This window comes from Rhizobium sp. MHM7A (genome assembly GCF_005862215.1).
Classification (GTDB): Bacteria; Pseudomonadota; Alphaproteobacteria; order Rhizobiales; family Rhizobiaceae; genus Rhizobium; species Rhizobium bangladeshense.
This window is the reverse complement of sequence record NZ_VCHT01000006.1, coordinates 115517-136783: the sequence shown is the minus strand read 5'-3', so window position 1 is coordinate 136783 and position 21267 is coordinate 115517. Positions and strand designations below refer to the sequence as shown.

Sequence of the window (21267 nt, the reverse complement as noted above, 5' to 3'; positions counted from 1 at the left end):
AGGAGGATGGCATGTATAGTGACAGTCTACTTCAGTTCCCGGCAAAAAAGATAGCGTCGCCGGCGGAAGACGCACCTGTCGTATGCCTCGTGAGCAACGATCCGGCATCCCGCCGATCTCTCGAGGAAGAGATCCAAACGCTTGGTTGGCGGCCGGCCAGCTTCAGTTCTGCACGGGGTTTCCTGACCCAGTCTCGGAATGCGCGCTTCAACTGCGTTATCATCGACACCGCCGTGCCCGATCTCGACGTGGACGTCCTCACCCTCCTCATTTGCCTGCAGGCAGTTCGTCACCCAGTGATCGTGCTGACGTCCGAGGGGGATTCCCAGGTGACGTTGACTGCCACGCGCTATCCGGTGACGTTTCTGCCGAGGCCTTCCAGCACGGATAATCTCCTCGAACTGATCCGCTCTTCCGTTGAGGCGACCATCTCGATGAGCCAGCTGGATTGCCGTTATCAGACACTTTCGGCGCGCGAACGACAGGTCATGCAGTTCGTCGTCGAAGGCCTGCTGAACAAGCAAGTCGCATATAAGTTGAATATCAGCGTGATCACGGTAAAGGCCCACCGCGGACAGGTCATGAGGAAGATGAGGGCGCGCTCGCTGCCGGAGCTGGTCAATATGGCCGCGAAGATTGAGCCGGGCTTCTGTGCCCCATGCTGAATTCCGCCACGGACGGTTCGACAGTTTAGCCTATACCTAAGTGTACTTAAAATCCGCGTCGATCAGTATAATCTCTTCTACGTCGCCTTCGTCGATAAGGCGATACGCCTGAACAGCGACAGTGCTCCCGCGTCCTCCCCTCCGCCGGAGCGCGCGGATCCTCAAGGTCCGCCAGGGGCCGTCTCCGTCCGCCCGGAGACGGCCTTTTCTTCATGCGGCCGTCAGTCGCGCGCCCGCGATAGCGTGCCATAGTGACAGGGACGCTTTCAGTTCCTATATCAGCCCTTTGAAAGGAAATCGATCATGACAATCAATGGAAACCTGCTCGTTGCGGGAACGCAAAAACGTGGCTCAAACGGTGAGTTTTATGGTATCGAAGCGGCTACCGGAAAGCCACTTCCGGTTTCCTTTGGTGGCGCTTCGCCCGAAGATGTCGAGCAGGCAGCCCAGCAGGCATGGCAGGCCTTCGCCTCCTACCGCGAGACCGATCTGGAAGTCAGAGCAAAATTTCTGGAGCAGATCGCCGAGGAAATCGAAGCCATCGGCGATGATCTCGTTCTCCGCGCGATGGCGGAAACCGGGCTCCCCCGGGGAAGGCTGGAGGGAGAGCGGGCGCGCACGACCGGCCAGCTCCGCCTGTTCGCCAGAGAGGTGCGTGAAGGCCGTTTCCAGGAACTGCGTTTCGATGCAGGCGATCCTTCCCGCAAACCCGTTGCGAAGCCGGATCTCAGGCTCAGAAACGTACCGCTCGGCCCCGTGGCGGTCTTTGGCGCCTCGAATTTTCCGCTCGCTTTCTCCGTTGCCGGGGGCGACACGGCGTCCGCGCTGGCCGCGGGCTGCCCGGTCGTCGTAAAGGCCCACTCGGCGCATCCTGGCACCTCGGAGCTCGTCGGCCGGGCAGTGCAGAGGGCCGTCGCAAGCGCAAGCCTTCATCCAGGAACCTTCTCGCTGCTGTTCGACACCGGCTTCGACGTCGGTCAGAAACTGGTGGCGGACTTCAGGATCCGGGCGGTCGGCTTTACCGGCTCCCGCCGTGGTGGAACCGCCCTGATGGGAATCGCGTCGAAGCGCAAACAACCCATCCCGGTCTATGCCGAAATGAGCAGCATCAACCCGGTTATTCTGTTTCCCGGCGCGCTCAAGACCAAGGCAACCGACATTGCTGCCAGTTTCGTGACGTCGCTCGTCCTGGGCGCCGGCCAATTCTGCACAAACCCCGGTCTGATCCTCGCTGTCGACGGCGCTGGACTTGACGCCTTCGTTGCAAGGACAGCTGAGCTGCTTCCGGATGTCGCGCCTCAGGCAATGCTGACGCCGTCGATTGCAAAGGCCTATTGCGACGGCGTTGCCAGGCTCAGGCAGCATTCAGAGGTGCGGGCGGTGGCATCGGGCAGGCCCGGCAGCGAATTTGAAGGCACGGCGGCTCTGTTCGAGACGTCGGCGGACGCTTTCCTCGCGCATCACGAGCTTCAGGACGAGGTCTTCGGCGCCGCCGGCCTCGTCGTTCGTTGCAGGGATTTTCAACAGCTCGAGGCAGTGCTGGAAGAGCTGGAGGGCCAGCTCACCGTCGCGCTTCATATCGCAGACGAGGACGAAGCCGCAGCACGCCGACTGATCCCCACGCTGGAAATGCTCGCGGGCCGGCTGCTCGTCAATGGTTTCGGAACCGGGGTGGAAGTGTCTCCCGCCATGGTTCATGGCGGACCTTATCCGGCAACGGCTGACGGGCGATCGACATCCGTGGGAACGCTGGCGATTTATCGGTTCCTGCGGCCGGTGTCCTATCAGGACTTCACGAAGGCCCTGTTGCCGGCAGCGCTTCGATAGCGACAGAGTGGCGGTCGCCGTTTGTCTCGACAGGCGACCGCCTCTAATTGCCTGGCAGAAGACGGCGAAGCTCGCCGGCATCGTCAATTCCATTCTGATATAAGACGACCAGGCGACGCGCCGCATCCTCGGCCTCAGGTCCCTGATGCTGGCAGCTTCTGGCTGTGCAATATTCCCTGAGGAGCTGCCGGATCATCGAGATCGCCTCCGGTCCGAGCGGGCGGCCACCCCAATCGAATTCCCGATACATGGATCTGTGTCCCATATGGGATCAGGCCGGATTGCGTGAGACGATGCAGCCGGAAGAGCACGCCGTCCCCGCTTTGTCCTGCGTCTGCTCGGGGTCGGCCGGCGCTGCCGGAACCCAGACCCGGGTCGCCTGCACGGGCTGCCCTACAAACACCAATGCGGCGATCATCGCTGCCATCGCAAGCAGAATAGCGAAGCCCGGAAAAATCGAACCTCGTGTCTGGTCATCATCGTACATCGTCCTCTCCTGTGCTCCGCGTCAAAGATCAAAGACGAGTATGTCGATGGCCTGCCGGCCTCGCAGCTGCACATAGGTATTGGCTATACCTTGGTATGACCGATACCTTCGTTCAGTAGCGACCCCTTGTGCCGCCCTTCACACTCTGTCCGTCAACCGCGCGTGCCGCAGCCTCTCCTCGGGCTTGCTGGTGCGCATATCTTTGGAGACGGAACTATGCGGAACATCGAAATCGCGAACCTGACACGCCGGACATTCGGCGGTGTCGCTCTCGGGCTGACGGCGGCAGGAATTCTTGGAGAGATTGGCGCGGCGCACGCGGAGCAACCGGCCTCTGCCCCGACCGCCGAGGGGGCGCTGAACGCCGGCGAGCGGATTGATGCTGGAGACCTCAACGTCGCCTATGCGGCGCTCGGCCCCGCCGATGGCTCGCCGGTCCTGCTCCTGCATGGCTGGCCCTACGATATCAATAGCTTCGCGAAAGTGGCTCCGATACTGGCCGCCCGCGGGCACCGGGTCATCGTTCCCTTCCTCCGCGGCTATGGCGGCACGACGTTCCTGTCGGCAAAAACGAAACGCAACGGCCAGCAGTCGGCGCTCGCCCTGGATGCCATCAAGCTCATGGACGCCCTGAAGATCGACAGGGCGACGGTTGCCGGCTTCGACTGGGGAGCTCGCACGGCGGATATCGTCGCCGCACTCTGGCCGGAGCGGTGCAGAGGTCTCGTCTCGGTCAGCGGCTATCTCGTGGGAAGCCAGAGCGCCGGAAAACAGCCGCTACCCCCATCCGCGGAGCTGCAGTGGTGGTACCAATACTACTTCGCCACCGAACGGGGGCGTGAGGGATACGAGAAATATACCAAGGATTTCGCAAAGCTCATCTGGAAACTGGCTTCGCCGCGTTGGAATTTCGATGATGCCACGTTCGAGCGGAGCGCAGCTGCCTTTTCCAATCTCGATCACGTCGCCATCGTCGTCCATAACTATCGCTGGCGGTTGGGCCTGGCCGAGGGAGAAAAGCGGTTCGACAAATACGAGCAGAAGCTCGCCGCCGGCCCCGAGATTACCGTGCCGACCATCACGCTGGAAGGAGATGCCAATGGCGCACCGCATCCGGACCCCAAGGCCTATGCGGCGAAATTCAAGGCAAGGTACGAGCATCGCGACATCGGCGGCGGCATCGGACACAACCTCCCGCAGGAAGCTCCTGAAGCCTTTGCCAAGGCTGTAATCGACGCGGATTCCTGGGCCTAGTCCCGAGCAAGAGCCGACGCAACTGTTCCACGCGGATATTGGCGCGTGGAACATTCCGATTGGAACTTGCAATCAACTCGCGGCAAAGATCAGCCGCTGATAATCAGCCAGCATTGTCGGATCCTCGACCGATCCATGATGATGGAGTTGACGCCATCGGCTATCAATCCGGACGAACCAGCGCGTTGTGCGAAAAGCAAGATCAAAGCGTGTTTCCGGCGTCCAGCAGACGCCACGCTCGCGGCCGACGAAGAGATGCCATTCTTCTCCTCCCTGACTGCTGAAGTCATGGAAAGTCACATTGACCCTGGCTGCGCCGCCGAAGAGCTTGGCGTATCCCTCGGCGATCGACGCCCAGCCGCGCCTTATCCCGCCGATCGGATTATCCATGCTGGGCGCCTCGCCGTCGAACCAGACAGCTTCAAGCCCTTTCATGTCACCGGAATTGAACGCATGGTAGAAATCGATGAGGACGTCGAGAGGACCGCCGTCGCCGGCCCTCCTCTCGTTGCCTGAGATTTCGGGCGGATGCTCAAGCATTGGAAAGCTCGTATTCGTTTTCGAGAAGGTGCAGGAGCGAGTGCGCCGCAGCTGTGGACGATGCCGGGTTCTGCCCAGTGATCAGACGGCCGTCGACGATCGAAAAACTTGCCCAGTCGTCGGCCTTCTCGTACCTGCCGCCGAGCGCCTTCAGATCATCCTCGACCAGGAAAGGCACGACCTTCGTCAGCTGAACGGCCTCCTCCTCGCTGTTGGCGAAGCCGGTCACGCGCTTTCCCTTGACGATGGGTTGGCCGTTATGGGTGACGTGATGGAACACAGCCGGAGCGTGGCAGACAGCAGCCACAGGTTTGCCAGCATTGTAGAAATCCTCGATCAGCGAAATGGATGTGCGATCCTCGACGAGATCCCACATCGGACCGTGCCCGCCGGAATAGAAGACCGTGTCGAAATCCCTGGCATCCACGGCGACGAGCCGCACGGTGGCGGCAAGGACCGACTGAGCGTCCCTGTCCTCTTTGAAGCGCGCCATGGCAGGCGTCTGATTGCCAGCCTCGTCGCTCTTAGGATCAATCGGAGGCTGACCGCCCTTGGGCGAAGCGACGACTATCTGCGCGCCGGCATCCTTGAAGACGTAATAGGGCGCCGCGAACTCTTCCAGCCAAAACCCCGTCTTGCGTCCGGTGTCGCCAAGACGATCATGCGAAGTCAGAACCATCAGGATCTTGCTCATCCTTCTCTCCATTGAGACGTTGTGGAGGCGTGCGGCGCCTCTCCGGTCGCTGGCGAAGCTATCAACGTGGTTTGTGTGCCGTCGACATGCTTACCTTGCGCATGAATGACGATGGGTTCCATTGCACTATGGTGTCGCCGGCAGCAGGAAAAGCGAACTGCTCCTCAGTCTTTGCGGGCTCTCGAATGCGCATTCAGGACTGCGATGGCGTCGTCGAAGAGTGATCTCGTGAGCTCGCCGGCCGGCAGATGTTTCGCGAGCCTTGCCGACTGTCCCGCCCACAGGTTCGTGAAGTCGTCGCTCCCTTTGTCCTCCGCCGTCGCCCGGATGGCCGCAAGGGCCGCCCCTGCCGTCGGAAATGGCGGCGCGATATGGGAAATCGGCCCGAGTTCGCGCATGATCCGGTTGACGACGCCGCGTGCCGGCCGCCCGGTGAAGAGGTTGGTGATCGCCGTGCTGGCATCGCCTGCGTGGCCGAGCGCTGCCGCGTGCACGGCCGGTATCTTTGCCTCGGGGCTGAAGAGATAGGCCGTGCCGATCTGGACTGCCGACGCGCCGAGCATCAATGCTGCAGCCACACCCCGACCGTCGGCGATGCCGCCGGCGGCGATGACGGGAACTCGCACCGCATCGACGACCTGCGGGACGAGAGCCATCGTCCCGACCTGCGTGGACATATCCGTCGTAAGAAAATTGCCGCGATGGCCGCCGGCCTCGAGGCCCATGGCTATCACCGCGTCGACGCCATTGTCTTCCAGCCAGACCGCCTCCTCCACGATGGTTGCCGAGGATATGATCTTGGCGCCGGTGGCCCTCACGCGCTCGACCAGCCGCGGCTCCGGAAGGCCGAAATGGAAACTGACGACGGCTGGACGAAACTCTTCGACGACATCGCAGAACGCATCGTCGAAGGGCGCCCGGCCCGAACCGGAGACGGGAACGGCCGGATCAAGCCCGAGCTCCCGGTAATAAGGCGCGAGCGCCGAACGCCATTTCATCTGCGCAGCCGGATCGTCCGCCGGCGTCGTATGGCTGAAGAAGTTCACGTTGATGGGAGCGGCCGTCTCTTCATTGATGCGCCGAAGCGCCTCCCGCAGCTGCTCGACGGAATATTGGGCGCTCGGCAGCGAGCCGAGACCACCAGCCCTGCAGGTCGCGATTACCATGTCGACCGTGGTCGAACCGGCCATGGGCGCCTGAATGATGGGAAGTTCAATTCCGAAAAGATCGAGAATTCGACGGTCGTGCCAGGCTGTCATATCGGACTCCATTCGAAGCATTACGCTCGCGGGTGATATCCTTCTCCGCATCACCGGTCCATCACACCTTGGTATTCCCGGCGCCGACCGATCCAAAGGTATCGGCGACACCTTGGTGCAATAGCTCCCCAGTGCCTTTGGCGCGAAAGTCTGCACCGAGCGGCATGACAATCAATTCCTGCCCTTCGGCCAAGCCCGCTCAAACGGATTTCCTGCCAATGAGACGCCCCGGTTCATCCCCTGGTGACGGGATCTCGCACACAAACAGAACGGAGCCACGGGAATGAGTATACACAAGACAGTCGTCATCACAGGCGCTTCGCAGGGGATCGGTGCGGGCCTCGTGAAAACGTTTCTCGACAAGGGCTGGAACGTCGTCGCGACATCAAGGCGCATCAGCCAAACGACCCTCTTCGATCGGGCCGGGCGACTTGAGCTGATCGACGGGGACGTCAGCGACCCTGAGACGGCAGAGCGTGTGGCCCTGACGGCACTCGAACAGTTCGGCTCGATCGACGTGCTGGTCAACAATGCGGGCATCTTTCTGACCAAGCCGTTTCTCGACTACACCATCGAGGATCTTCGGCGTCTGTCGGCGACCAACGTCGAGGGCTTCCTCCATTTCACCAAACAGGCCGTACGGCAGATGCTCCGCCAGAAGGCCGGCGGCAGCATCATCACCATCACCTCGTCCCTGACCGATCACCCGATTGCCGGCGTGAATGCATCGCTGGCGATGATCACCAAGGGTGGCCTCAACGCGATCACCAAAAGCCTGGCGCTCGAATTTGCCGGCGACAATATTCGTGTGAATGCCGTTTCTCCGGGCATTGTCGACACGCCGATGCACGCGGCGGATTCGAAAGACTTCCTGAAATCTCTCTCGCCCATGGGCACCATCACCGCGGTCCAGGAAATCGTCGACGGTGTCGTCTTTCTCGCGGAATCGTCCAACATCACCGGGGAGGTGCTGCACGTCGACAACGGCGCACATCTCGGTAAATGGTGACGCCGAGCGCAGAAGCGCGGCTGCGGGAACTCGCGCTCGTGCTGCCTCCTCCGCCGACGCCCTTCGGCGCTTACGTCGAGACGGTTCAAGCCGGCCCCCTGCTGTTCCTGAGCGGCATGCTCCCCGTCGTCGGGCACGTGCCGAAATATCTGGGGCGGCTTGGTGAAGATCTCTCTGTCGAAGCGGGTTACGACGCCGCGAGAACGGCGTGCCTCAGCGGATTGTCGGCCGCCAGATCGCATCTCGGATCTCTCGACAGGATCAGGACGATCGCCAAGCTCGGCGTCTACATCGCAACCACCAGTGATTTCCGGGAGCACCCTAAGGTCGCCGATGGCGCTTCCGAGCTGCTTTCCCGGATCTTCGGGGAAACACGGGTTCCACCTCGCATCGTACTCGGCGTTTCAAGCCTGCCGCTTGGAATGCCGATAGAGGTCGAACTCGTCCTCGAGATCGAAACCTAGCGAACACTTCGCTCAATTTCCGTGGAGCCAGTCATGAACGTAAAAATGCAGAAATCGACCACATTCGCGACCCTGTCATCGCAGTTTCTCGCAGCTGCGGCGCTGCTGATGCTGCCGGCGCCGGCGCCTGCCGGGCAGACACTCGTCGCGGAGAAATCCGACCGCGCGTCGGATGTCACAGCTCAGTCGGCCAAAGAGCGGCCGCAGATCAGGATCGACAAGCGGTCGCCCGCCTATTGGCGCGTCACTTTCGACAATCCTCCCTTCAACATCTTCGGTCCTGAAACCATTCCGCAGATGGAAAAAGTCGTGGCGGAGATCGAGACCGATCCGAAGCTGAAGATCGTCGTCTTCGACAGCGCCGTGCCGGGCTTTTTTCTCACCCACTACAACTTCACCCCGCCGCTTGCAGAATCGACCAGCCTCCCCTCGGGGCGGACGGGTCTCCATCCTCTTCCCGATATGCTGGTGCGCATCAGCAAGGCGCCTGTCGTTTCCATTGCGCTGATCCGCGGCCGGGCGACGGGAGTGGGAAGCGAACTCGCGCTTGCGAGCGATATGCGTTTTGCCAGCAGGGAGAAAGCGATCCTGTCGCAGTGGGAGGTCGGCGCCGGTTTGGTGCCGGGCGGCGGACCGATGGCTCGCCTTCCGCGGCTTATGGGACGCGGCAGAGCGCTGGAAGTTTTGCTCGGCTCCGACGATATCAACGGCGAGCTGGCGGAGAAATACGGCTACGTCAACCGCTCCTTTGACGACGACAAGCTCGATCCCTTCGTCGACGCTCTTGCCGCAAGGATTTCCGGTTTCGATCGCCAGGCAATCGCAGACACCAAACGCCTGGTCGATTTCGCCAGCCTGCCGTCGGATCCGGAGATCGGGGCCGGCTGGGATGCCTTCATCTCGTCGGTGCAGCGCCCCGTTGCGCAGAAGAACATCGGCCGCCTGATGGAGATGGGTTTGCAGACCAACCCCGATATCGAAGCGCGGCTTGGGCACTACACTCAGACTTTAGGCAACGACTAGGCCGCACCGCTGCCCCGCAGCGCTACGGCCGCGGACAGCGATACCGAGCCGGTTCGATTGCCCTGCACAGCATCACTAACAGCTATGGAGAGATCACATGCACAGCATCGAAAATCAGATTGTTGATTCAAGTTTCTCTGCGATCATCAATGCGCCGATCGAGCAGGTAGACATCCCGAAATGGTGCTTCACCTTGCCGGAGAAGGAGTATCAGCTCTGCTCGCCCGCGCACATCGCCGCAGGTTTTACCACGGCCCCTGACGGCACACGGATGTCGATCAATGTCGAAACGATCGGCGGAAGCCTGATGGTGCAGCACTACACTGAGACCCTCGGCGAAAAGGACCATCTTATCCTCGACTCCGATTCTGATGTATTCACGCCAAACGGCCGGCTGACCATCCACGTCACCTGGGAGCTGAGTGTGAAGGAAATCGACGCACAACGATGCGAGTTCACTAATCGCGTCAGGTCCTACGCAACCGACGAAATGATGGCTTTCTTGGATCGGCAGGGCATTCCTTTCGAGGTCTTCCGGGCCCAACGGCAGCCTATGTCCATCGCGCACAACCAGGGTGAAACACCGCTTTTTGCGGCAAGCATCGAACGGGCCGCCTTGCGCAATGCTTCATCGACAAAAGCGGCCTGACCTCTAGGAGAATTGCAATGACACAACTATCGTTCAACCGGAAGAATACCGGATTGCTCGTTGTCGATCCCTATAACGACTTTATCTCGGAGGGGGGAAAGATCTGGCCTCGGATCAAAGAGGTGGCCGAGGCGAACGGCTGCGTTCCGCACATGCTCGAAGTGCTCAACGCCGCGCGGCAAGCGAAGCTGCGCGTCTTCTACGCCATGCACCACCGCTACCGGCCCGGCGACTACGAGAACTGGAAATACGTGGCTCCGATCCAGCGCGCGGCGTGGCATCGCAGGAGTTTCGAATTCGGCACCTGGGGTGGCGAGTTTCGCGCAGAATTCGTGCCGCAGGCCGGCGAAGTCGTGGCCTCGGAGCACTGGTGCTCAAGTGGTTTCGCAAATACCGATCTCGATCTCGAATTGAAGCGGCATGGGGTCCAGAGGATCATCGTGATCGGCCTCGTCGCCCACACCTGCATCGAGGCGACTGTGCGCTATGCCGCAGAGCTGGGTTACGACGTAACGGTGGTGAAGGACGCCGTTGCAGACTACTCTCAGGAGATGATGCATGCCGCGCTCGAGGTCAACCTGCCGAACTACGCGAGCGCAATTGTCGAGACGAAGGAAGTCGTCGCTGCTCTCTCGTTGACCGAGGAAGCGTAACCAAACCGAATGTCAGAAACCATCCGGCGAGCGTTTCCACCGCTCGCCGGATGTTTTTGATGAATGGCCCAGCGCCCGGTGCCGTCGCTACGAAGCCAGCGCCGGCACTCTGTAACGCGCTGCCGGGATGCTCCTGGACAGATTTGGAATCAGTCTCTGCCTCGCCGCTTCATAGGCGTTCCAGTCTTCGGCGTCCGGAACGGACGGAAGAGTGATCAACTCGCCAATGTCCAGTCCCGCAAGTGCGGCATCGACCGCGTCCTCCGGCTTCATCACGATATCTTCGGGCAGCCGGTCCAATGAACCGCCGGACGCATCCCAGAACGGCGTCTCCACCGCCCCCGGAAGAACCGCCTGAATTCGGATGTTCTTGTCGGCAAGCTCCTTCTGCAGCGAGAACGTCAATCCGATCACGAACGCTTTCGTCGCGCCATAGACGCCATTCAGGATTTCAGGAGCGATGCCCAGAGCGGAGGCCATGTTGACGATCGTCCCGCCGCCGCGTGCGACGAATGCGGGTGCGACTGCGTAAACCAAGCGGGTGAGCGCCGTGACGTTCAGATTTATCATTTGCTCCATCGCCACCACGTCCGACATGAGAAGCGGCTCGACGGCTCCGACACCCGCATTGTTCACGAGCATTGCGATCGACGGGTTGGTCCGAAGTGTCTCTTCCACCCGTAAGAGGTCATCCCTCCGGCCAAGGTCGGCGCGCACGGCCGAGACTCTCCGTCCTGTGGACGCCGACACGCTCTTTGCCACCTTGGCCAGCGCATCCTCGCTCCGAGCCACGAGGATGAGGTCGTAGCCGCGGCGGGCCAGCCTGTCGGCATAGATTGCACCCAACCCCGAAGAGCCACCCGTGATCAGCGCCGTGCCTTTGTTTGAAATTGCCATGGACTTTCTCCTTCTTTGCTTTCCGAAAAACGGTTGCCTCCCGAACGGAGCCGGCATGCCGGCTGGGTCTGCCCTGGAAGGGATGGCGTGTTTCAACACCGGATGTCGCAGGCGGGGCTATCGGCTCTGCCGTGACCGGAGCTGGTCCCCTAGTTGGGATCATGGTGTTGGCGAGCGCTATTGCACGATGGTATCGGCGCCACCTATGGATAGTCGTCTGCTCCTCTTGAGCGACCGACACCTTGGCACAATGGACAGTTGCCCCCACGCAAGCGCATCGTCTCCGACATGGCGGCAAGGACCGCATGCAAATTCACAACAGGAGATCGAAATGACCATTGATGACGCAATGAATCCAAGAACTGCCGCCTTGAGCGACATCGACATGAAGCTCGAAGTCGTTGTCATTCCCGTCTCAGACGTCGACCGCGCCAAGGCATTTTATACTGGGCTTGGCTGGCGGCTCGATGCGGATGTTCCCGGCCCGGACGGGTTCCGCGTCGTACAGGTGACGCCGCCTGGATCTCCATGCTCGGTGATCTTCGGATCGAAGATCACCTCGGCTCTGCCGGGGTCAGCTCAGGGGCTTCATCTCATCGTATCCGACATCGAAATGGTTCATGCCGCATTGGCCTCTCGAGGCGCTGAAATGAGCGGTGTGTTCCATGACGCCGGCGGCGTCTTTCACCACCGTGGCAGCGAAGAAAGACTGCCCGGTCCCCATCCCACACGTGCCAGCTATGGTTCATTTGCCTCATTCAGCGATCCGGATGGAAACGGCTGGGTTTTTCAGGAAGTCACGACGCGACTGCCTGGCCGGATTGATGGAAACGGTGCGGCATTCGCCTCTGTCAATGATCTCGCCGGCGCCCTTCGTCGTGCCGCTGCGGCCCATGGCGACCATGAGATGCGTACCGGAGGCAAGCACGACGAGAACTGGCCGGACTGGTATGCGCAATACATGGCCGCAGAGCAATCCGGCGCTGCTCTTCCGACCTGACGGGTTCAGCCGGCCGAAGGTTTATCGGCAAGGATCCTGCGGTACTCTGCTGTCGGGAGACCACCCCAGCCCCAGTTGTCGAGATCGATTTCCTCGATCACGACGTAAGTCGACTCCAGCGGTTTGTTCAGCACGTCGAGCATCACCTGACTGACGCCCGCAATGATGCGCGCCTTCTCCTCGGCTGTTACCGACGACCGATCAGGCGTGGTTCCCTCCCGAGTTACCTGTACCGTGACGATTGGCATGGTCATTCCTTTCAACTTCTGTAATTTAATTCCGTTCATTCGGCGAGGGGGCCCGCTTGCTTGCGGGCCTCCCGGATGCGGATGGATAGGAGCGACTTCCTTGGTCTGGCATCGCAGCGCTTACCAGCGGCCCGCGTTCTGTCCGCCGTCGACGTGAAGGATTTCGCCGGTGACGAACTGTGCGCCTTCGAGATAGATCACAGCGTCGACGATATCGCCGATCTCGCCCATCCGGCCGACCGGATGCAGAGCAGACATTGCCTCATGGGTTTCCGGCGCGTGCATCGGCGTCTTGATGATACCCGGCGATACAGCGTTCACCCGGACGCCCGTCTTGGCAAACTCGATCGCCAGTTCCTGCGTCACCGAGTTCAGGCCGCCCTTCGTCAGCGATGCAAGTGCCGCGGGCACACCTGCTATCGGCTGATTCACGAGGCTGGTGGTGATATTGACGATGTGTCCTGAGCCCTGTTGAAGCATCACCTTTGCAGCCCGCTGGGTGATGTGGAAAAAGCCCGAAATATTGACGCCGAAATTCAAGTCGAAATCTTCTTGCGTGAAGTCGACAAAGGGCTTGGCAACGAATACGCCGGCATTGTTGACGAGGGCGTCAATTCGGCCAAAGCGCTCAATGGCTTCCCGCACCACGCGCTCGGCCGTTTCCGCTTTCGCGATGTCGCCAGCAACGGCGTGCACCCCGGTATTCGAATTTTGCTTGATCGACCGCGACGTGGCGACGACGTTGTAGCCGCGATCCCGGTAAGCCTTGACCAGAGCCTCTCCGATGCCTTGTGAGGCACCGGTGATGATGGCGACCTTCTGTTGACTGTTCATGATTTGCATCCTTTCAAGTGCTCGGCCATCTGTCAGGCCGCGTCCACGCCCTCTGGCGTCGGTAGGACTTATTTAGAAGCAATCATTCACCGGGAGAATTGCTGCCGATCGGCTGACACTCGACCGATAATCGGCATAATCAATTTGTAGAGCCAGCCTCGGATGCGATACGTCCTAAATCCAGCCTCAGTTTAGGGACGGCGAAATCCATGAAGGCGCGCACCTTTGGAACAGCTGTTCGGCCTTGCGGCGAGAGAAGATGCACCGGCAGGGCCGGGGGTTCGTAATCCTCAAGCACGATCTGCAGGCGGCCATCCCGGACGTATTCCGCTACGTGATAGGAGTAGAGCCTTGTGACGCCTATTCCGGCCGCGGCGGAAGCAGCTGCGGCGCGGACGCTGTTGACGACGTAGCGCGGCGTGAAATGCACTGTCCTTGGGATGGTTCCCTCAGCGGCCGGGCTAAAGCTCCAGGATTCAAGACCGAAATTCGAGAATGCGATGATGTGGTGGCCTGAAAGGTCTGAAGGCTCCGCTATCGCGGGATTATCCGCCAGGTACTCACCCGAAGCCACGACCACCCGCCTGACATCGCCGCCGATGCGCGTAGAAATATGCGTGGAGTCCGTGAGGTTTCCGATCCTCAGGGCGATGTCGACACCCTCGTCGATCAGATTGACGAATCTGTCGAGCATCAGAAGCCGGACCGAGACAGTCGGATGTGCCTTTAAGAAGCTGTCGAGGACCGGCCGAAGAACTTCCTCCCCAAGGATCGGCGGGGCCGAGATCGTCAGGACGCCGCGGGGAGACGAGCGTTCGGCGCCGGCGATAATATCTGCCTCCTCGAGGTCGATGAGAACCCGGCGGCATGCCTCGACATATCGCTGCCCCGCTTCGCTGAGCCTCAGGCTTCTGGTCGTGCGGTGCAGCAACTCGACGCCGACATGCTGTTCAAGCAAGCCAAGCGCGCGGCTGATTGCAGTTGGGGAACGCTTGAGCTTGCGCGCCGCGCCCGCCAGGCTTCCTTCTTCCACAGCCGTGACGAAGACCTTCATTGCGTCGATGCGATCCATTCCTCAACTCCGCAGACTCCATGCCTGCGCAGTCATCCTAGGATTTTCCGTTCAGGTAAAGAGACCCACCTAAAGGTATCGCCGACACCTTGGTGCAATAGATTGAGGCCGCAGCAAGTGGAAAGCTCTCCTAAGTCCCACATCGTCACAGGAGATCACCATGTCGTCTGCCGAAAATCTCGTTACCCGCAGAAACCTTCTGGCCGGCGCCGCTGTCGCCAGCGCACTCGGCGTCTTGCCGCACTCGATAGCATTCGCCGGTAACGGCGCCGAAGAAATCCGCCCCTTCAAATTCAAGGCAAGCGAAGAGCAGCTTGCAGATCTCCGCAGCCGGATCGCGGCAACGCGCTTTCCTGAACGCGAAATCGTCGATGACAGCTCGCAGGGCGTTCAATCCGCAACCATCGAGAAGCTGGCGAAATATTGGGTGGAGAACCACGACTGGCGAAAAATCGAAGCCAGGCTCAACGGGTTGCCCCAGTTCATCACGAAGATCGACGGCGTCGATATCCATTTCATCCACGTCAAGTCGAAGCATGCCGGCGCTCTGCCGATCATCGTAACGCACGGATGGCCGGGCTCGATCATCGAGCAGATCAAGATCATCGGACCTCTGACGGATCCGACAGCACATGGCGGCACGGTATCCGATGCCTTTGACGTCGTCATCCCGTCGATTCCAGGTTACGGATTCTCGGGCAAGCCGACCGAAAAGGGCTGGGACCCGATCCGCATCGCGCGAGCATGGATAGAGCTGATGAAACGTCTGGGCTACACCAGATACGTCGCGCAGGGCGGCGACTGGGGCGATGCCGTGACCGAGCAGATGGCGCTGATCGCCCCGCCCGAACTTCTCGGCATCCATGTCAACATGCCGGCAACGGTACCGGACGACATTGCCGCGGCTTTGCAGCCCGGCGGCAAGAAGCCGGTGGGATTGTCGCCGGATGAGTCGCATGCCTACGATCAGCTCGCCGACTTCTACACCCATGGTCTCGGATATGCGATCGAGATGGCAAACCGGCCCCAGACGCTGATCGCCATTGCGGATTCTCCGGTCGGGCTCGCCGCTTGGATGATCGACCATGATATCCGCAGCTATGAGCTCATCGCGCGGATTTTCGACGGAAAGACGGAGGGCCTCAGTCGTGATGATATCCTCGACAACGTTACACTCTACTGGCTGACGAACACCGCGGTTTCGTCAGCGCGGCTGTACTGGGAGAACAAGCTGGCGTTCTTTCAGCCGAAGAACGTCAAGATACCGGTGGCGGTCAGCGTCTTTCCCGACGAGATCTATGCGGCGCCTCGAAGCTGGACCGAAAAGGCTTATCCGAACCTGATCCACTTCAACAAGCTGGCCAAGGGCGGCCACTTCGCCGCCTGGGAGCAGACCGAAGTGTTCTGCGACGAGCTGCGGACCGCTTTCCGCACCGTTCGCATCTGACCTTCGACAATTACTCTAAACAAAGCCGGACTCGATGAAGATCGAGTTCGGCTCTAGCTACAGCGTTTCATTCGAAGCGTCGCTCGTCATCGACCGCCTGGTCGATGGTTCGAAACTCATCAACTGCCCGGATGCCGGATTTCCAAACTGGAGGTGAATTAGTGCGTCATCGATCAGACTCTTGCTAGGATCTGAGCCCTCGATCTTGTCGTGGGCTTCTCGCCTCACGCTGCTCCTCTTGGCAAGGCAAGTTCCGCTTTGAGCCTGTCGAGGTGAGCAAGATGGATGACTTGGAATTCTTCGAAATTCGTCAGAAGCCGTTTGGCTTCCGTGAGGTCGGCGCCACGATGAGTCAGCTCGGCCAGTATTTCGCGCTGCCGAGCAAGATGCATTTCTCCCAAGGCGACATGCTCGCGCGCCTGCTGCAAATGTTTCTCCGCCATTGCCCGATCCATGGCCATCTCCTCAAGGTAGATCATGCGCCTAATCTCTGACTTAGTGAACGGAAATCGCTGGTCGCCAGGCGCGAAGCGTCCTTTGCGTCCGCGTTCAAGAAACGCAGCGCCACGACCGTGAAACATGCCAACACCGCCCGCGATAGCGATGACGTCTTCCCTAGCTTCGACTCGTCTATCCACCGGCGCAGCGGGCGTCAATCCGGCGATAGCGCCGCTGTCTGATGTAAGGCGGCAGCCGTGGAAGAGCGCGTTGGACTCAGCCTTCCTTATGCGGCTCCCGGACAGGCCGACGTGTTTCGAGGTCGAACCGATCGCCGGAGCTCAGCACATGAAGCCTGAGATCGTAGATCGATAGAGCTTCCTCAGGAGAAGCTTCGGCAATGTTCGAATGGGTGACATCGCCGCCGTCGACGAGATAGACGGCTCCGCTGCCTATCACCCGGAACTGATGGCCTTGAACTACAATCGCGGTGTCTTCGTCGATCCCGATGCCGAGCACGCGAGGGTTCTGCGAGACGGCACCGATGAGGCGGCCGATCCTCCCGCGTTCGGCAAAATGCTGGTCGATGATCACGTTCGGAAGAAGCCCAAGGCCGGTAGCCATGCTGATATCGCCGATACGGAAGGACGAGGCATTCCGCCCGCGCACTAACATCGTCTCGCTCATTGCCGAAGCGCCCGCCGAGGTTCCCGCGATGACCCCGCCGCCGGCGAAGATGTCGTGAATCTGCCGGTAGATGGGGGTGTCGCCGATCAGGCTGGTGATCCGCAATTGATCCCCGCCGGAGAAAAACACCGCTCTGACCTGTCTCAGACTCTCGAGCTTCTCCTCCATCGCCGCCTGGTCGCGCTCGTCGATATAGAGCTCGGTCACATCGGGCACGCCAACATCGGCAAAGGACGACCGGTATTTCGCCAAATAGCCATCTGGTTCGTGCGAGGCCACCGTTGCTAGGACCAACTTGCCATCCTTGATGCGGCTCGCCACCTCCTTCAGAATGACCCGCTCGCCGTCGTGATCCTCGTGGCCGCCAATGATGATCAGGGTGCCGTGGCCGGTTTTCCCGACCTTCGTTTCCTTAGCCACGGCTTGTTTTCCCCTTTCTCAGGTAGATCTGAGGATCAGGATGGGCGCTGCTTGCGAAAGCAACCGCGAAATCTTCGCTGTTATGGCCCCAGCCGAACTTTCCGTCGGGCGTCAATACGATGCCGCCCGCTTCGCCGCCGGTGCGCTCCAGATGAGTCAGCGCCGCCTCGACCGCCCGGTCGGGCGACAGATCCTCCAGCGCCTGGATCACCCGCGCCGCGAGGATCATTCGCGCGATCTGCTCACCGTCGCCGGAGAAGACGACGCCGCCGATATTGTCGTCGCAGTAAAAGCCGCAGCCGGGCTGCGGCGAGTCGCCGACTCTTCCGGCCGGCGCGCCCTCAAGGCCTCCGGTGGAGACGGCTGTCGCAAGACGGCCGTTCTCGTCGAGCGCGATACAGCCGACGGTGTCGTGTCCTCTTTCCTCGTGTGCCGATCCTTTGGGCAATGCATTCATTGCGTCGGCGTCACAGAGCCTCTCCCCCGCTTCAGCAGCGAACGCCCTTGCACAGTCGCCGGCAATCAGGACAGGCTCTTCATAGAGCATCGCCTTGGCGACGGATATCGGATTGCGTAGACCCTTGGCAACGGCCACGGCTCCGACGTTGAAACTCGCTCCTTCCATCAGCGCTGCGCACATTTCAACCTCGCCATCGGCATTGCGCGCGCTGCCATAACCGGCATTGAAAGTCGGATCATCTTCCAAAACGCATACTGCCGCTTCAACGGCATCGACGCAGTTCCCGCCGTTCTTCAGGATCTCTGCACCTGCCTCCAGCGCCCGGCGGCAGCCGGCGCGGTTCGCAGTTGCGTCCTCTTCGGTGATGGTCTTGGCGCCGCCATGTAGAATGATCGACCACATCAGGACATCCTCGCCTCGTTCTTGGCCGTCATCTCGGGAGGAACGAAGGCCTCCATTTTGCGCCTGCGGACCTGACGCGATGCCTGCTGCCAGACTTGACCCACGTCGTCGGCAGTGATGACCACGAGATCATTTTCCAGCGCCATAGCGAGAGCCTTGTCGACGGCTCGTCTTTCGCTTAGGACGATTTCGATGTTTTCAGGAGGGAAACCTGCGCGTCGCGCTCCTTCCTTCAGGATGGCGGCCACCTCACCGACAGGCCGGCCCCGAGGATCCTCATCTTCCTTGAAGATCAGCCGGTCAAAGATGCCGCCTGAAAGCTTACCCATTTCCAATATGTCTTCATCACGCCGGTCGCCGGCGATCGCGATGACCCCGATGCAGCTGCCGTGTTCCGCTTTGAGCTTTTCGACAAGCTGGCCCAGTGCACGCAGACCGCCGGGATTATGGGCATAGTCGACGATGATCTTTAAACCATGCCTGTCGATGATGTTCAGGCGGCCGGGAGACTGCTCGAACGAGGTTCCGAAGGTGCTCAGCGCGTTGCGGACCGCCGAAAGGGCGATGCCGCCGCAATAGGCCATCGCCGCCGCCGCAAGCGCGTTCTCGACGTTGAAGGCGGCCAGGCCGCCAAGGGTCGCCGGTATTTCATCCGCCGTCGCGACCAGCATCATGTGGCCGCCATCGTAAAGCACTATATCCTGCGGTTGGGATGCCAGGTCGCAAACGATGGCTCTACCGCCTTCCCAAACATGTTCCTTCAGGAAATCGGGCCAGCGGTCCTGCGGCGCTGTCGAGAAGTAGCATAGCTGACCGCCTGCTTCCTCACGCATTGCGGCCGTATGGCTGTTGTCGGCATTGAGAATGCTCCATCCTCCGCGCCTGACCGACTCAACGACGATGGACTTGACGGCAGCAAGATCCTCAACGGTCCCAATGCCCTTCAAGCCGAGATGATCGCTCGCCACATTCGTCACGCAACCGACGTCGCAGCGGTCGAAGGCCAGGCCCTCACGCAGGATGCCGCCTCGGGCCGTCTCGAGCACCGCCACGTCGATCATCGGCTCGGCAAGGACCACGCGGGCGCTTTTCGGCCCTGTGCAATCCCCGCTCATGATCCGCTGGCCGTCTATGTATATGCCGGTGCTGGTGGTCAGCCCCACTGTATGGCCTTCGGTCGAGAGAATATGGGCAAGCATCCGGGCAGTGGTCGTCTTGCCATTCGTGCCCGTAACGGCGAATATCGGCACACTCGAGGGCGTTCCTTCCGGATAAAGAAGGTCGAGAATCGGCTTCGCGACGTTACGGGCCCGTCCCTGGGAGGGATGGAGATGCATGCGGAAACCGGGGCCGGCATTGACCTCAATAATTCCTCCGCCTGTTTCAAGGACAGACCGGCCAATATCCGGCGCGATAAAGTCGATGCCTGCAATGTCGAGACCAACTATCTGTGCCGCCCGGCAGGCAATCAGCGCGTTGCCGGGGTGAACCTCGTCGGTGCAGTCGACTGCAGTGCCGCCGGTCGAAAGGTTGGCCGTCGGAAGCAGCATCACCCGCTCGTGCCTGGCAGGCACGCTCGAAAGGCTGAGACCCGATCTTGCGATGAAATGCAGCAGGCACTCATCTATCACAATCTTGGTCAGCGCGGCCTCGTGCCCCTCGCCGCGGCGTGGATCCTGGTTTACCTGTTCGATCAGTTCCCGGATCGTCGATCGTCCATCGCCGGTGACTTGTGCGGGAACTCGCTTGGCCGCGGCCACGAGCTTTCCTGCCACAATCAGGATGCGGTGATCGGCGCCTGTCAGTTGCTGCTCAACGAGGACTGATGGACTATGCGCCTGCGCCTGTAGGAAACCCCACGTCACCTCCTCGTCGCTGGCCAGACCCACATTGACGCCGCGGCCATGATTGCCATCGATCGGCTTAGTGACGACGGGAAAACCAAGGCGACGTGCAGCACGCACTGCGGCTGCGGCATCTTCAACGATGATGCTTCGCGGAACCGGCAGCCCGGCCTCCTGCAGCAGCTTGCACGTCAGATCCTTGTCGCTAGCGATCTCAGCCGCAATTTCCGAGGTGAGCGAACTGCAACCCGCCCTGATACGCCGGAGGTGCTTGCCGTAGCCAAGCTGCACCAGGCTGCTCGAGTCCATTCGACGCCAGGGAATGCCGCGCACCTCCGCCTCCTTGATGAGAGATGCCGTGGTCGGGCCGAACGCCCGGTCCCGATGAAGCGCGCGCAGAGCGTCGAGCGCTCCGGCAAGCTCGAAGGCGCCAAGTGAAGAAGCAGCGATTTTCCCGAGGCTCGAGACACCCTGGAGCTCTGGCGGCAGCAGGCCATCCACCAGTTCCAGCGCAAAACGCCCGGCCAGCAGGCCAATCTCCTCTTCCTGATAGGCGAACATGACGTTGTAGACGCCTGGCTCGTCCGCCACCGAACGAGTTTTCCCCCTGGCGACGTCGGCCCCTACCATGTTCTGCAATTCCAGGGCGACATGCTCGGCCACATGCCCAAGCCAGGTTCCTTCCGCCATGCGGCGGAGAAAGCCACCCGCTTCGCCGTAGCAGCAGCCGTGTTGGTGTAGCCCGGGAAGCAGCTGCGTGAGCTTCTCCGCGAAGCCAGGAAGGCGGTCCGTCGGATACTGCTCCAGCGTTCCCAAGTCCAGCTGGATGCGGATCATCGGCGTTTGGCTGTAAAGATGCGGTCCGCGATAGATGGCTGCCTCGCGCACATCCATGGCTCTCACCGCCCGTTCGCTCGTGACGGTGTTGAGGGATTTCATGCTGCTTCTCCAGGGTTGAATGCGTCTAAGGTCGCTTTGGTCCACGACAACCGCA

24 protein-coding genes are annotated in these 21267 nt (G+C 60.7%); 11 read left to right on the top strand and 13 right to left on the bottom strand.

What is annotated here, in order from left to right; all coding sequences use genetic code 11:
- Positions 1-89 precede the first annotated feature (89 nt).
- On the top strand, positions 90-665 hold the full coding sequence (locus FFR93_RS20790; RefSeq protein WP_246661350.1) for a LuxR C-terminal-related transcriptional regulator: 576 nt from the start codon (positions 90-92) through the stop codon (positions 663-665).
- Between the two features lie 303 nt (positions 666-968).
- The gene (locus FFR93_RS20785; protein ID WP_138394592.1) at positions 969-2492 is read left to right on the top strand and encodes an aldehyde dehydrogenase (NADP(+)); all 1524 of its coding nucleotides are present in this window, start codon (positions 969-971) and stop codon (positions 2490-2492) included.
- 43 nt (positions 2493-2535) lie between these two features.
- Here FFR93_RS20785 and FFR93_RS20780 read toward each other — a convergent pair whose 3' ends face one another.
- Positions 2536-2742, bottom strand: coding sequence for a hypothetical protein (locus tag FFR93_RS20780; protein WP_138394591.1), 207 nt, complete (start codon positions 2740-2742; stop codon positions 2536-2538).
- A 21-nt stretch (positions 2743-2763) separates the two neighbouring features.
- A complete protein-coding gene (locus FFR93_RS20775; protein ID WP_138394590.1) occupies positions 2764-2979 on the bottom strand; it encodes a hypothetical protein in 216 nt (71 codons plus the stop codon).
- 216 nt (positions 2980-3195) lie between these two features.
- Here FFR93_RS20775 and FFR93_RS20770 point away from each other — a divergent pair, with 216 nt between their 5' ends.
- On the top strand, positions 3196-4233 hold the full coding sequence (locus tag FFR93_RS20770) for an alpha/beta hydrolase (RefSeq protein WP_138394589.1): 1038 nt from the start codon (positions 3196-3198) through the stop codon (positions 4231-4233).
- Positions 4234-4305: 72 nt separating this feature from the next.
- Here the strand turns inward: FFR93_RS20770 and FFR93_RS20765 are convergent, their stop codons facing one another.
- From FFR93_RS20765 to FFR93_RS20755, 3 genes are all read right to left on the bottom strand, one after another.
- Positions 4306-4773, bottom strand: a complete 468-nt coding sequence (locus FFR93_RS20765; RefSeq protein ID WP_138394588.1) for a nuclear transport factor 2 family protein — start codon at positions 4771-4773, stop codon at positions 4306-4308.
- Positions 4766-5467, bottom strand: a complete 702-nt coding sequence (locus FFR93_RS20760; RefSeq protein WP_138394587.1) for a type 1 glutamine amidotransferase domain-containing protein — start codon at positions 5465-5467, stop codon at positions 4766-4768. The genes FFR93_RS20765 and FFR93_RS20760 overlap by 8 nt, the downstream gene beginning before the upstream one ends.
- Positions 5468-5631: 164 nt before the next feature.
- On the bottom strand, positions 5632-6726 hold the full coding sequence (locus FFR93_RS20755; protein WP_138394586.1) for a nitronate monooxygenase family protein: 1095 nt from the start codon (positions 6724-6726) through the stop codon (positions 5632-5634).
- 283 nt (positions 6727-7009) lie between these two features.
- Between FFR93_RS20755 and FFR93_RS20750 the strand changes: the two genes are divergently transcribed.
- From FFR93_RS20750 to FFR93_RS20730, 5 genes are all read left to right on the top strand, one after another.
- Positions 7010-7735, top strand: coding sequence for an SDR family oxidoreductase (locus FFR93_RS20750; protein ID WP_138394585.1), 726 nt, complete (start codon positions 7010-7012; stop codon positions 7733-7735).
- Positions 7729-8199, top strand: a complete 471-nt coding sequence (locus FFR93_RS20745) for a RidA family protein (RefSeq protein WP_138394584.1) — start codon at positions 7729-7731, stop codon at positions 8197-8199. The genes FFR93_RS20750 and FFR93_RS20745 overlap by 7 nt, the downstream gene beginning before the upstream one ends.
- Before the next feature lie 33 nt (positions 8200-8232).
- Positions 8233-9222: an enoyl-CoA hydratase/isomerase family protein gene (locus FFR93_RS20740; protein ID WP_171049229.1), complete on the top strand. Its 990-nt coding sequence runs from the start codon at positions 8233-8235 to the stop codon at positions 9220-9222.
- Between the two features lie 97 nt (positions 9223-9319).
- Positions 9320-9871, top strand: coding sequence for a hypothetical protein (locus tag FFR93_RS20735; protein WP_064712330.1), 552 nt, complete (start codon positions 9320-9322; stop codon positions 9869-9871).
- A gap of 17 nt (positions 9872-9888) precedes the next feature.
- Complete coding sequence (locus FFR93_RS20730; RefSeq protein ID WP_138394583.1) at positions 9889-10524, top strand: isochorismatase family cysteine hydrolase; 636 nt, start codon at positions 9889-9891, stop codon at positions 10522-10524.
- An 87-nt stretch (positions 10525-10611) separates the two neighbouring features.
- On the opposite strand, the gene FFR93_RS20725 is transcribed toward FFR93_RS20730, so the two are convergent.
- Entirely contained in the window at positions 10612-11421 is an 810-nt protein-coding gene (locus FFR93_RS20725) for an SDR family oxidoreductase (protein ID WP_138394582.1), read from the bottom strand.
- Positions 11422-11752: 331 nt separating this feature from the next.
- On the opposite strand from FFR93_RS20725, the gene FFR93_RS20720 reads away from it, so the two are divergent.
- Positions 11753-12421 (top strand): VOC family protein, encoded by a 669-nt coding sequence (locus tag FFR93_RS20720; RefSeq protein ID WP_138394581.1) that lies wholly within the window; start codon positions 11753-11755, stop codon positions 12419-12421.
- Between the two features lie 5 nt (positions 12422-12426).
- Here FFR93_RS20720 and FFR93_RS20715 read toward each other — a convergent pair whose 3' ends face one another.
- From FFR93_RS20715 to FFR93_RS20705, 3 genes are all read right to left on the bottom strand, one after another.
- Positions 12427-12669 (bottom strand): 4-oxalocrotonate tautomerase family protein, encoded by a 243-nt coding sequence (locus FFR93_RS20715; RefSeq protein ID WP_064708575.1) that lies wholly within the window; start codon positions 12667-12669, stop codon positions 12427-12429.
- Between the two features lie 120 nt (positions 12670-12789).
- A complete protein-coding gene (locus tag FFR93_RS20710; RefSeq protein ID WP_138394580.1) occupies positions 12790-13503 on the bottom strand; it encodes an SDR family oxidoreductase in 714 nt (237 codons plus the stop codon).
- 139 nt (positions 13504-13642) lie between these two features.
- The gene (locus FFR93_RS20705; protein ID WP_138394579.1) at positions 13643-14575 is read right to left on the bottom strand and encodes a LysR family transcriptional regulator; all 933 of its coding nucleotides are present in this window, start codon (positions 14573-14575) and stop codon (positions 13643-13645) included.
- Positions 14576-14735: 160 nt separating this feature from the next.
- Here FFR93_RS20705 and FFR93_RS20700 point away from each other — a divergent pair, with 160 nt between their 5' ends.
- A complete protein-coding gene (locus FFR93_RS20700; RefSeq protein WP_138394578.1) occupies positions 14736-16022 on the top strand; it encodes an epoxide hydrolase family protein in 1287 nt (428 codons plus the stop codon).
- A gap of 34 nt (positions 16023-16056) precedes the next feature.
- Positions 16057-16179 carry a hypothetical protein gene (locus tag FFR93_RS41970; RefSeq protein ID WP_281407911.1) on the top strand — a complete coding sequence of 41 codons (123 nt, stop codon included), beginning with the start codon at positions 16057-16059 and terminating at the stop codon, positions 16177-16179.
- Positions 16180-16246: 67 nt separating this feature from the next.
- On the opposite strand, the gene FFR93_RS41545 is transcribed toward FFR93_RS41970, so the two are convergent.
- The 4 genes from FFR93_RS41545 to cphA are packed head-to-tail and all read right to left on the bottom strand — an operon-like array spanning position 16247 to position 21212.
- Complete coding sequence (locus FFR93_RS41545) at positions 16247-16678, bottom strand: hypothetical protein (RefSeq protein WP_246661349.1); 432 nt, start codon at positions 16676-16678, stop codon at positions 16247-16249.
- 58 nt (positions 16679-16736) lie between these two features.
- Positions 16737-17567 (bottom strand): cyanophycinase, encoded by an 831-nt coding sequence (locus FFR93_RS20690; RefSeq protein ID WP_064708477.1) that lies wholly within the window; start codon positions 17565-17567, stop codon positions 16737-16739.
- Positions 17560-18429: an isoaspartyl peptidase/L-asparaginase family protein gene (locus tag FFR93_RS20685; protein ID WP_064712324.1), complete on the bottom strand. Its 870-nt coding sequence runs from the start codon at positions 18427-18429 to the stop codon at positions 17560-17562. Before FFR93_RS20685 ends, FFR93_RS20690 begins: the two co-directional genes overlap by 8 nt.
- Positions 18429-21212, bottom strand: coding sequence for a cyanophycin synthetase (gene cphA, locus FFR93_RS20680; RefSeq protein WP_138394577.1), 2784 nt, complete (start codon positions 21210-21212; stop codon positions 18429-18431). Before cphA ends, FFR93_RS20685 begins: the two co-directional genes overlap by 1 nt.
- Positions 21213-21267 lie beyond the last annotated feature (55 nt).

What these genes read in the sequence shown, in the direction of transcription:
- FFR93_RS20785 (WP_138394592.1), top strand. Translation starts at nt 969, where the DNA reads ATGACAATCAATGGAAACCTGCTCGTTGCGGGAACGCAAAAACGTGGC.
- FFR93_RS20780 (WP_138394591.1), bottom strand. Translation starts at nt 2,742, where the DNA reads ATGTATCGGGAATTCGATTGGGGTGGCCGCCCGCTCGGACCGGAGGCG.
- FFR93_RS20775 (WP_138394590.1), bottom strand. Translation starts at nt 2,979, where the DNA reads ATGTACGATGATGACCAGACACGAGGTTCGATTTTTCCGGGCTTCGCT.
- FFR93_RS20770 (WP_138394589.1), top strand. Translation starts at nt 3,196, where the DNA reads ATGCGGAACATCGAAATCGCGAACCTGACACGCCGGACATTCGGCGGT.
- FFR93_RS20765 (WP_138394588.1), bottom strand. Translation starts at nt 4,773, where the DNA reads ATGCTTGAGCATCCGCCCGAAATCTCAGGCAACGAGAGGAGGGCCGGC.
- FFR93_RS20760 (WP_138394587.1), bottom strand. Translation starts at nt 5,467, where the DNA reads ATGAGCAAGATCCTGATGGTTCTGACTTCGCATGATCGTCTTGGCGAC.
- FFR93_RS20755 (WP_138394586.1), bottom strand. Translation starts at nt 6,726, where the DNA reads ATGACAGCCTGGCACGACCGTCGAATTCTCGATCTTTTCGGAATTGAA.
- FFR93_RS20750 (WP_138394585.1), top strand. Translation starts at nt 7,010, where the DNA reads ATGAGTATACACAAGACAGTCGTCATCACAGGCGCTTCGCAGGGGATC.
- FFR93_RS20745 (WP_138394584.1), top strand. Translation starts at nt 7,729, where the DNA reads ATGGTGACGCCGAGCGCAGAAGCGCGGCTGCGGGAACTCGCGCTCGTG.
- FFR93_RS20740 (WP_171049229.1), top strand. Translation starts at nt 8,233, where the DNA reads ATGAACGTAAAAATGCAGAAATCGACCACATTCGCGACCCTGTCATCG.
- FFR93_RS20735 (WP_064712330.1), top strand. Translation starts at nt 9,320, where the DNA reads ATGCACAGCATCGAAAATCAGATTGTTGATTCAAGTTTCTCTGCGATC.
- FFR93_RS20730 (WP_138394583.1), top strand. Translation starts at nt 9,889, where the DNA reads ATGACACAACTATCGTTCAACCGGAAGAATACCGGATTGCTCGTTGTC.
- FFR93_RS20725 (WP_138394582.1), bottom strand. Translation starts at nt 11,421, where the DNA reads ATGGCAATTTCAAACAAAGGCACGGCGCTGATCACGGGTGGCTCTTCG.
- FFR93_RS20720 (WP_138394581.1), top strand. Translation starts at nt 11,753, where the DNA reads ATGACCATTGATGACGCAATGAATCCAAGAACTGCCGCCTTGAGCGAC.
- FFR93_RS20715 (WP_064708575.1), bottom strand. Translation starts at nt 12,669, where the DNA reads ATGCCAATCGTCACGGTACAGGTAACTCGGGAGGGAACCACGCCTGAT.
- FFR93_RS20710 (WP_138394580.1), bottom strand. Translation starts at nt 13,503, where the DNA reads ATGAACAGTCAACAGAAGGTCGCCATCATCACCGGTGCCTCACAAGGC.
- FFR93_RS20705 (WP_138394579.1), bottom strand. Translation starts at nt 14,575, where the DNA reads ATGGATCGCATCGACGCAATGAAGGTCTTCGTCACGGCTGTGGAAGAA.
- FFR93_RS20700 (WP_138394578.1), top strand. Translation starts at nt 14,736, where the DNA reads ATGTCGTCTGCCGAAAATCTCGTTACCCGCAGAAACCTTCTGGCCGGC.
- FFR93_RS41970 (WP_281407911.1), top strand. Translation starts at nt 16,057, where the DNA reads ATGAAGATCGAGTTCGGCTCTAGCTACAGCGTTTCATTCGAAGCGTCG.
- FFR93_RS20685 (WP_064712324.1), bottom strand. Translation starts at nt 18,429, where the DNA reads ATGTGGTCGATCATTCTACATGGCGGCGCCAAGACCATCACCGAAGAG.
- cphA (WP_138394577.1), bottom strand. Translation starts at nt 21,212, where the DNA reads ATGAAATCCCTCAACACCGTCACGAGCGAACGGGCGGTGAGAGCCATG.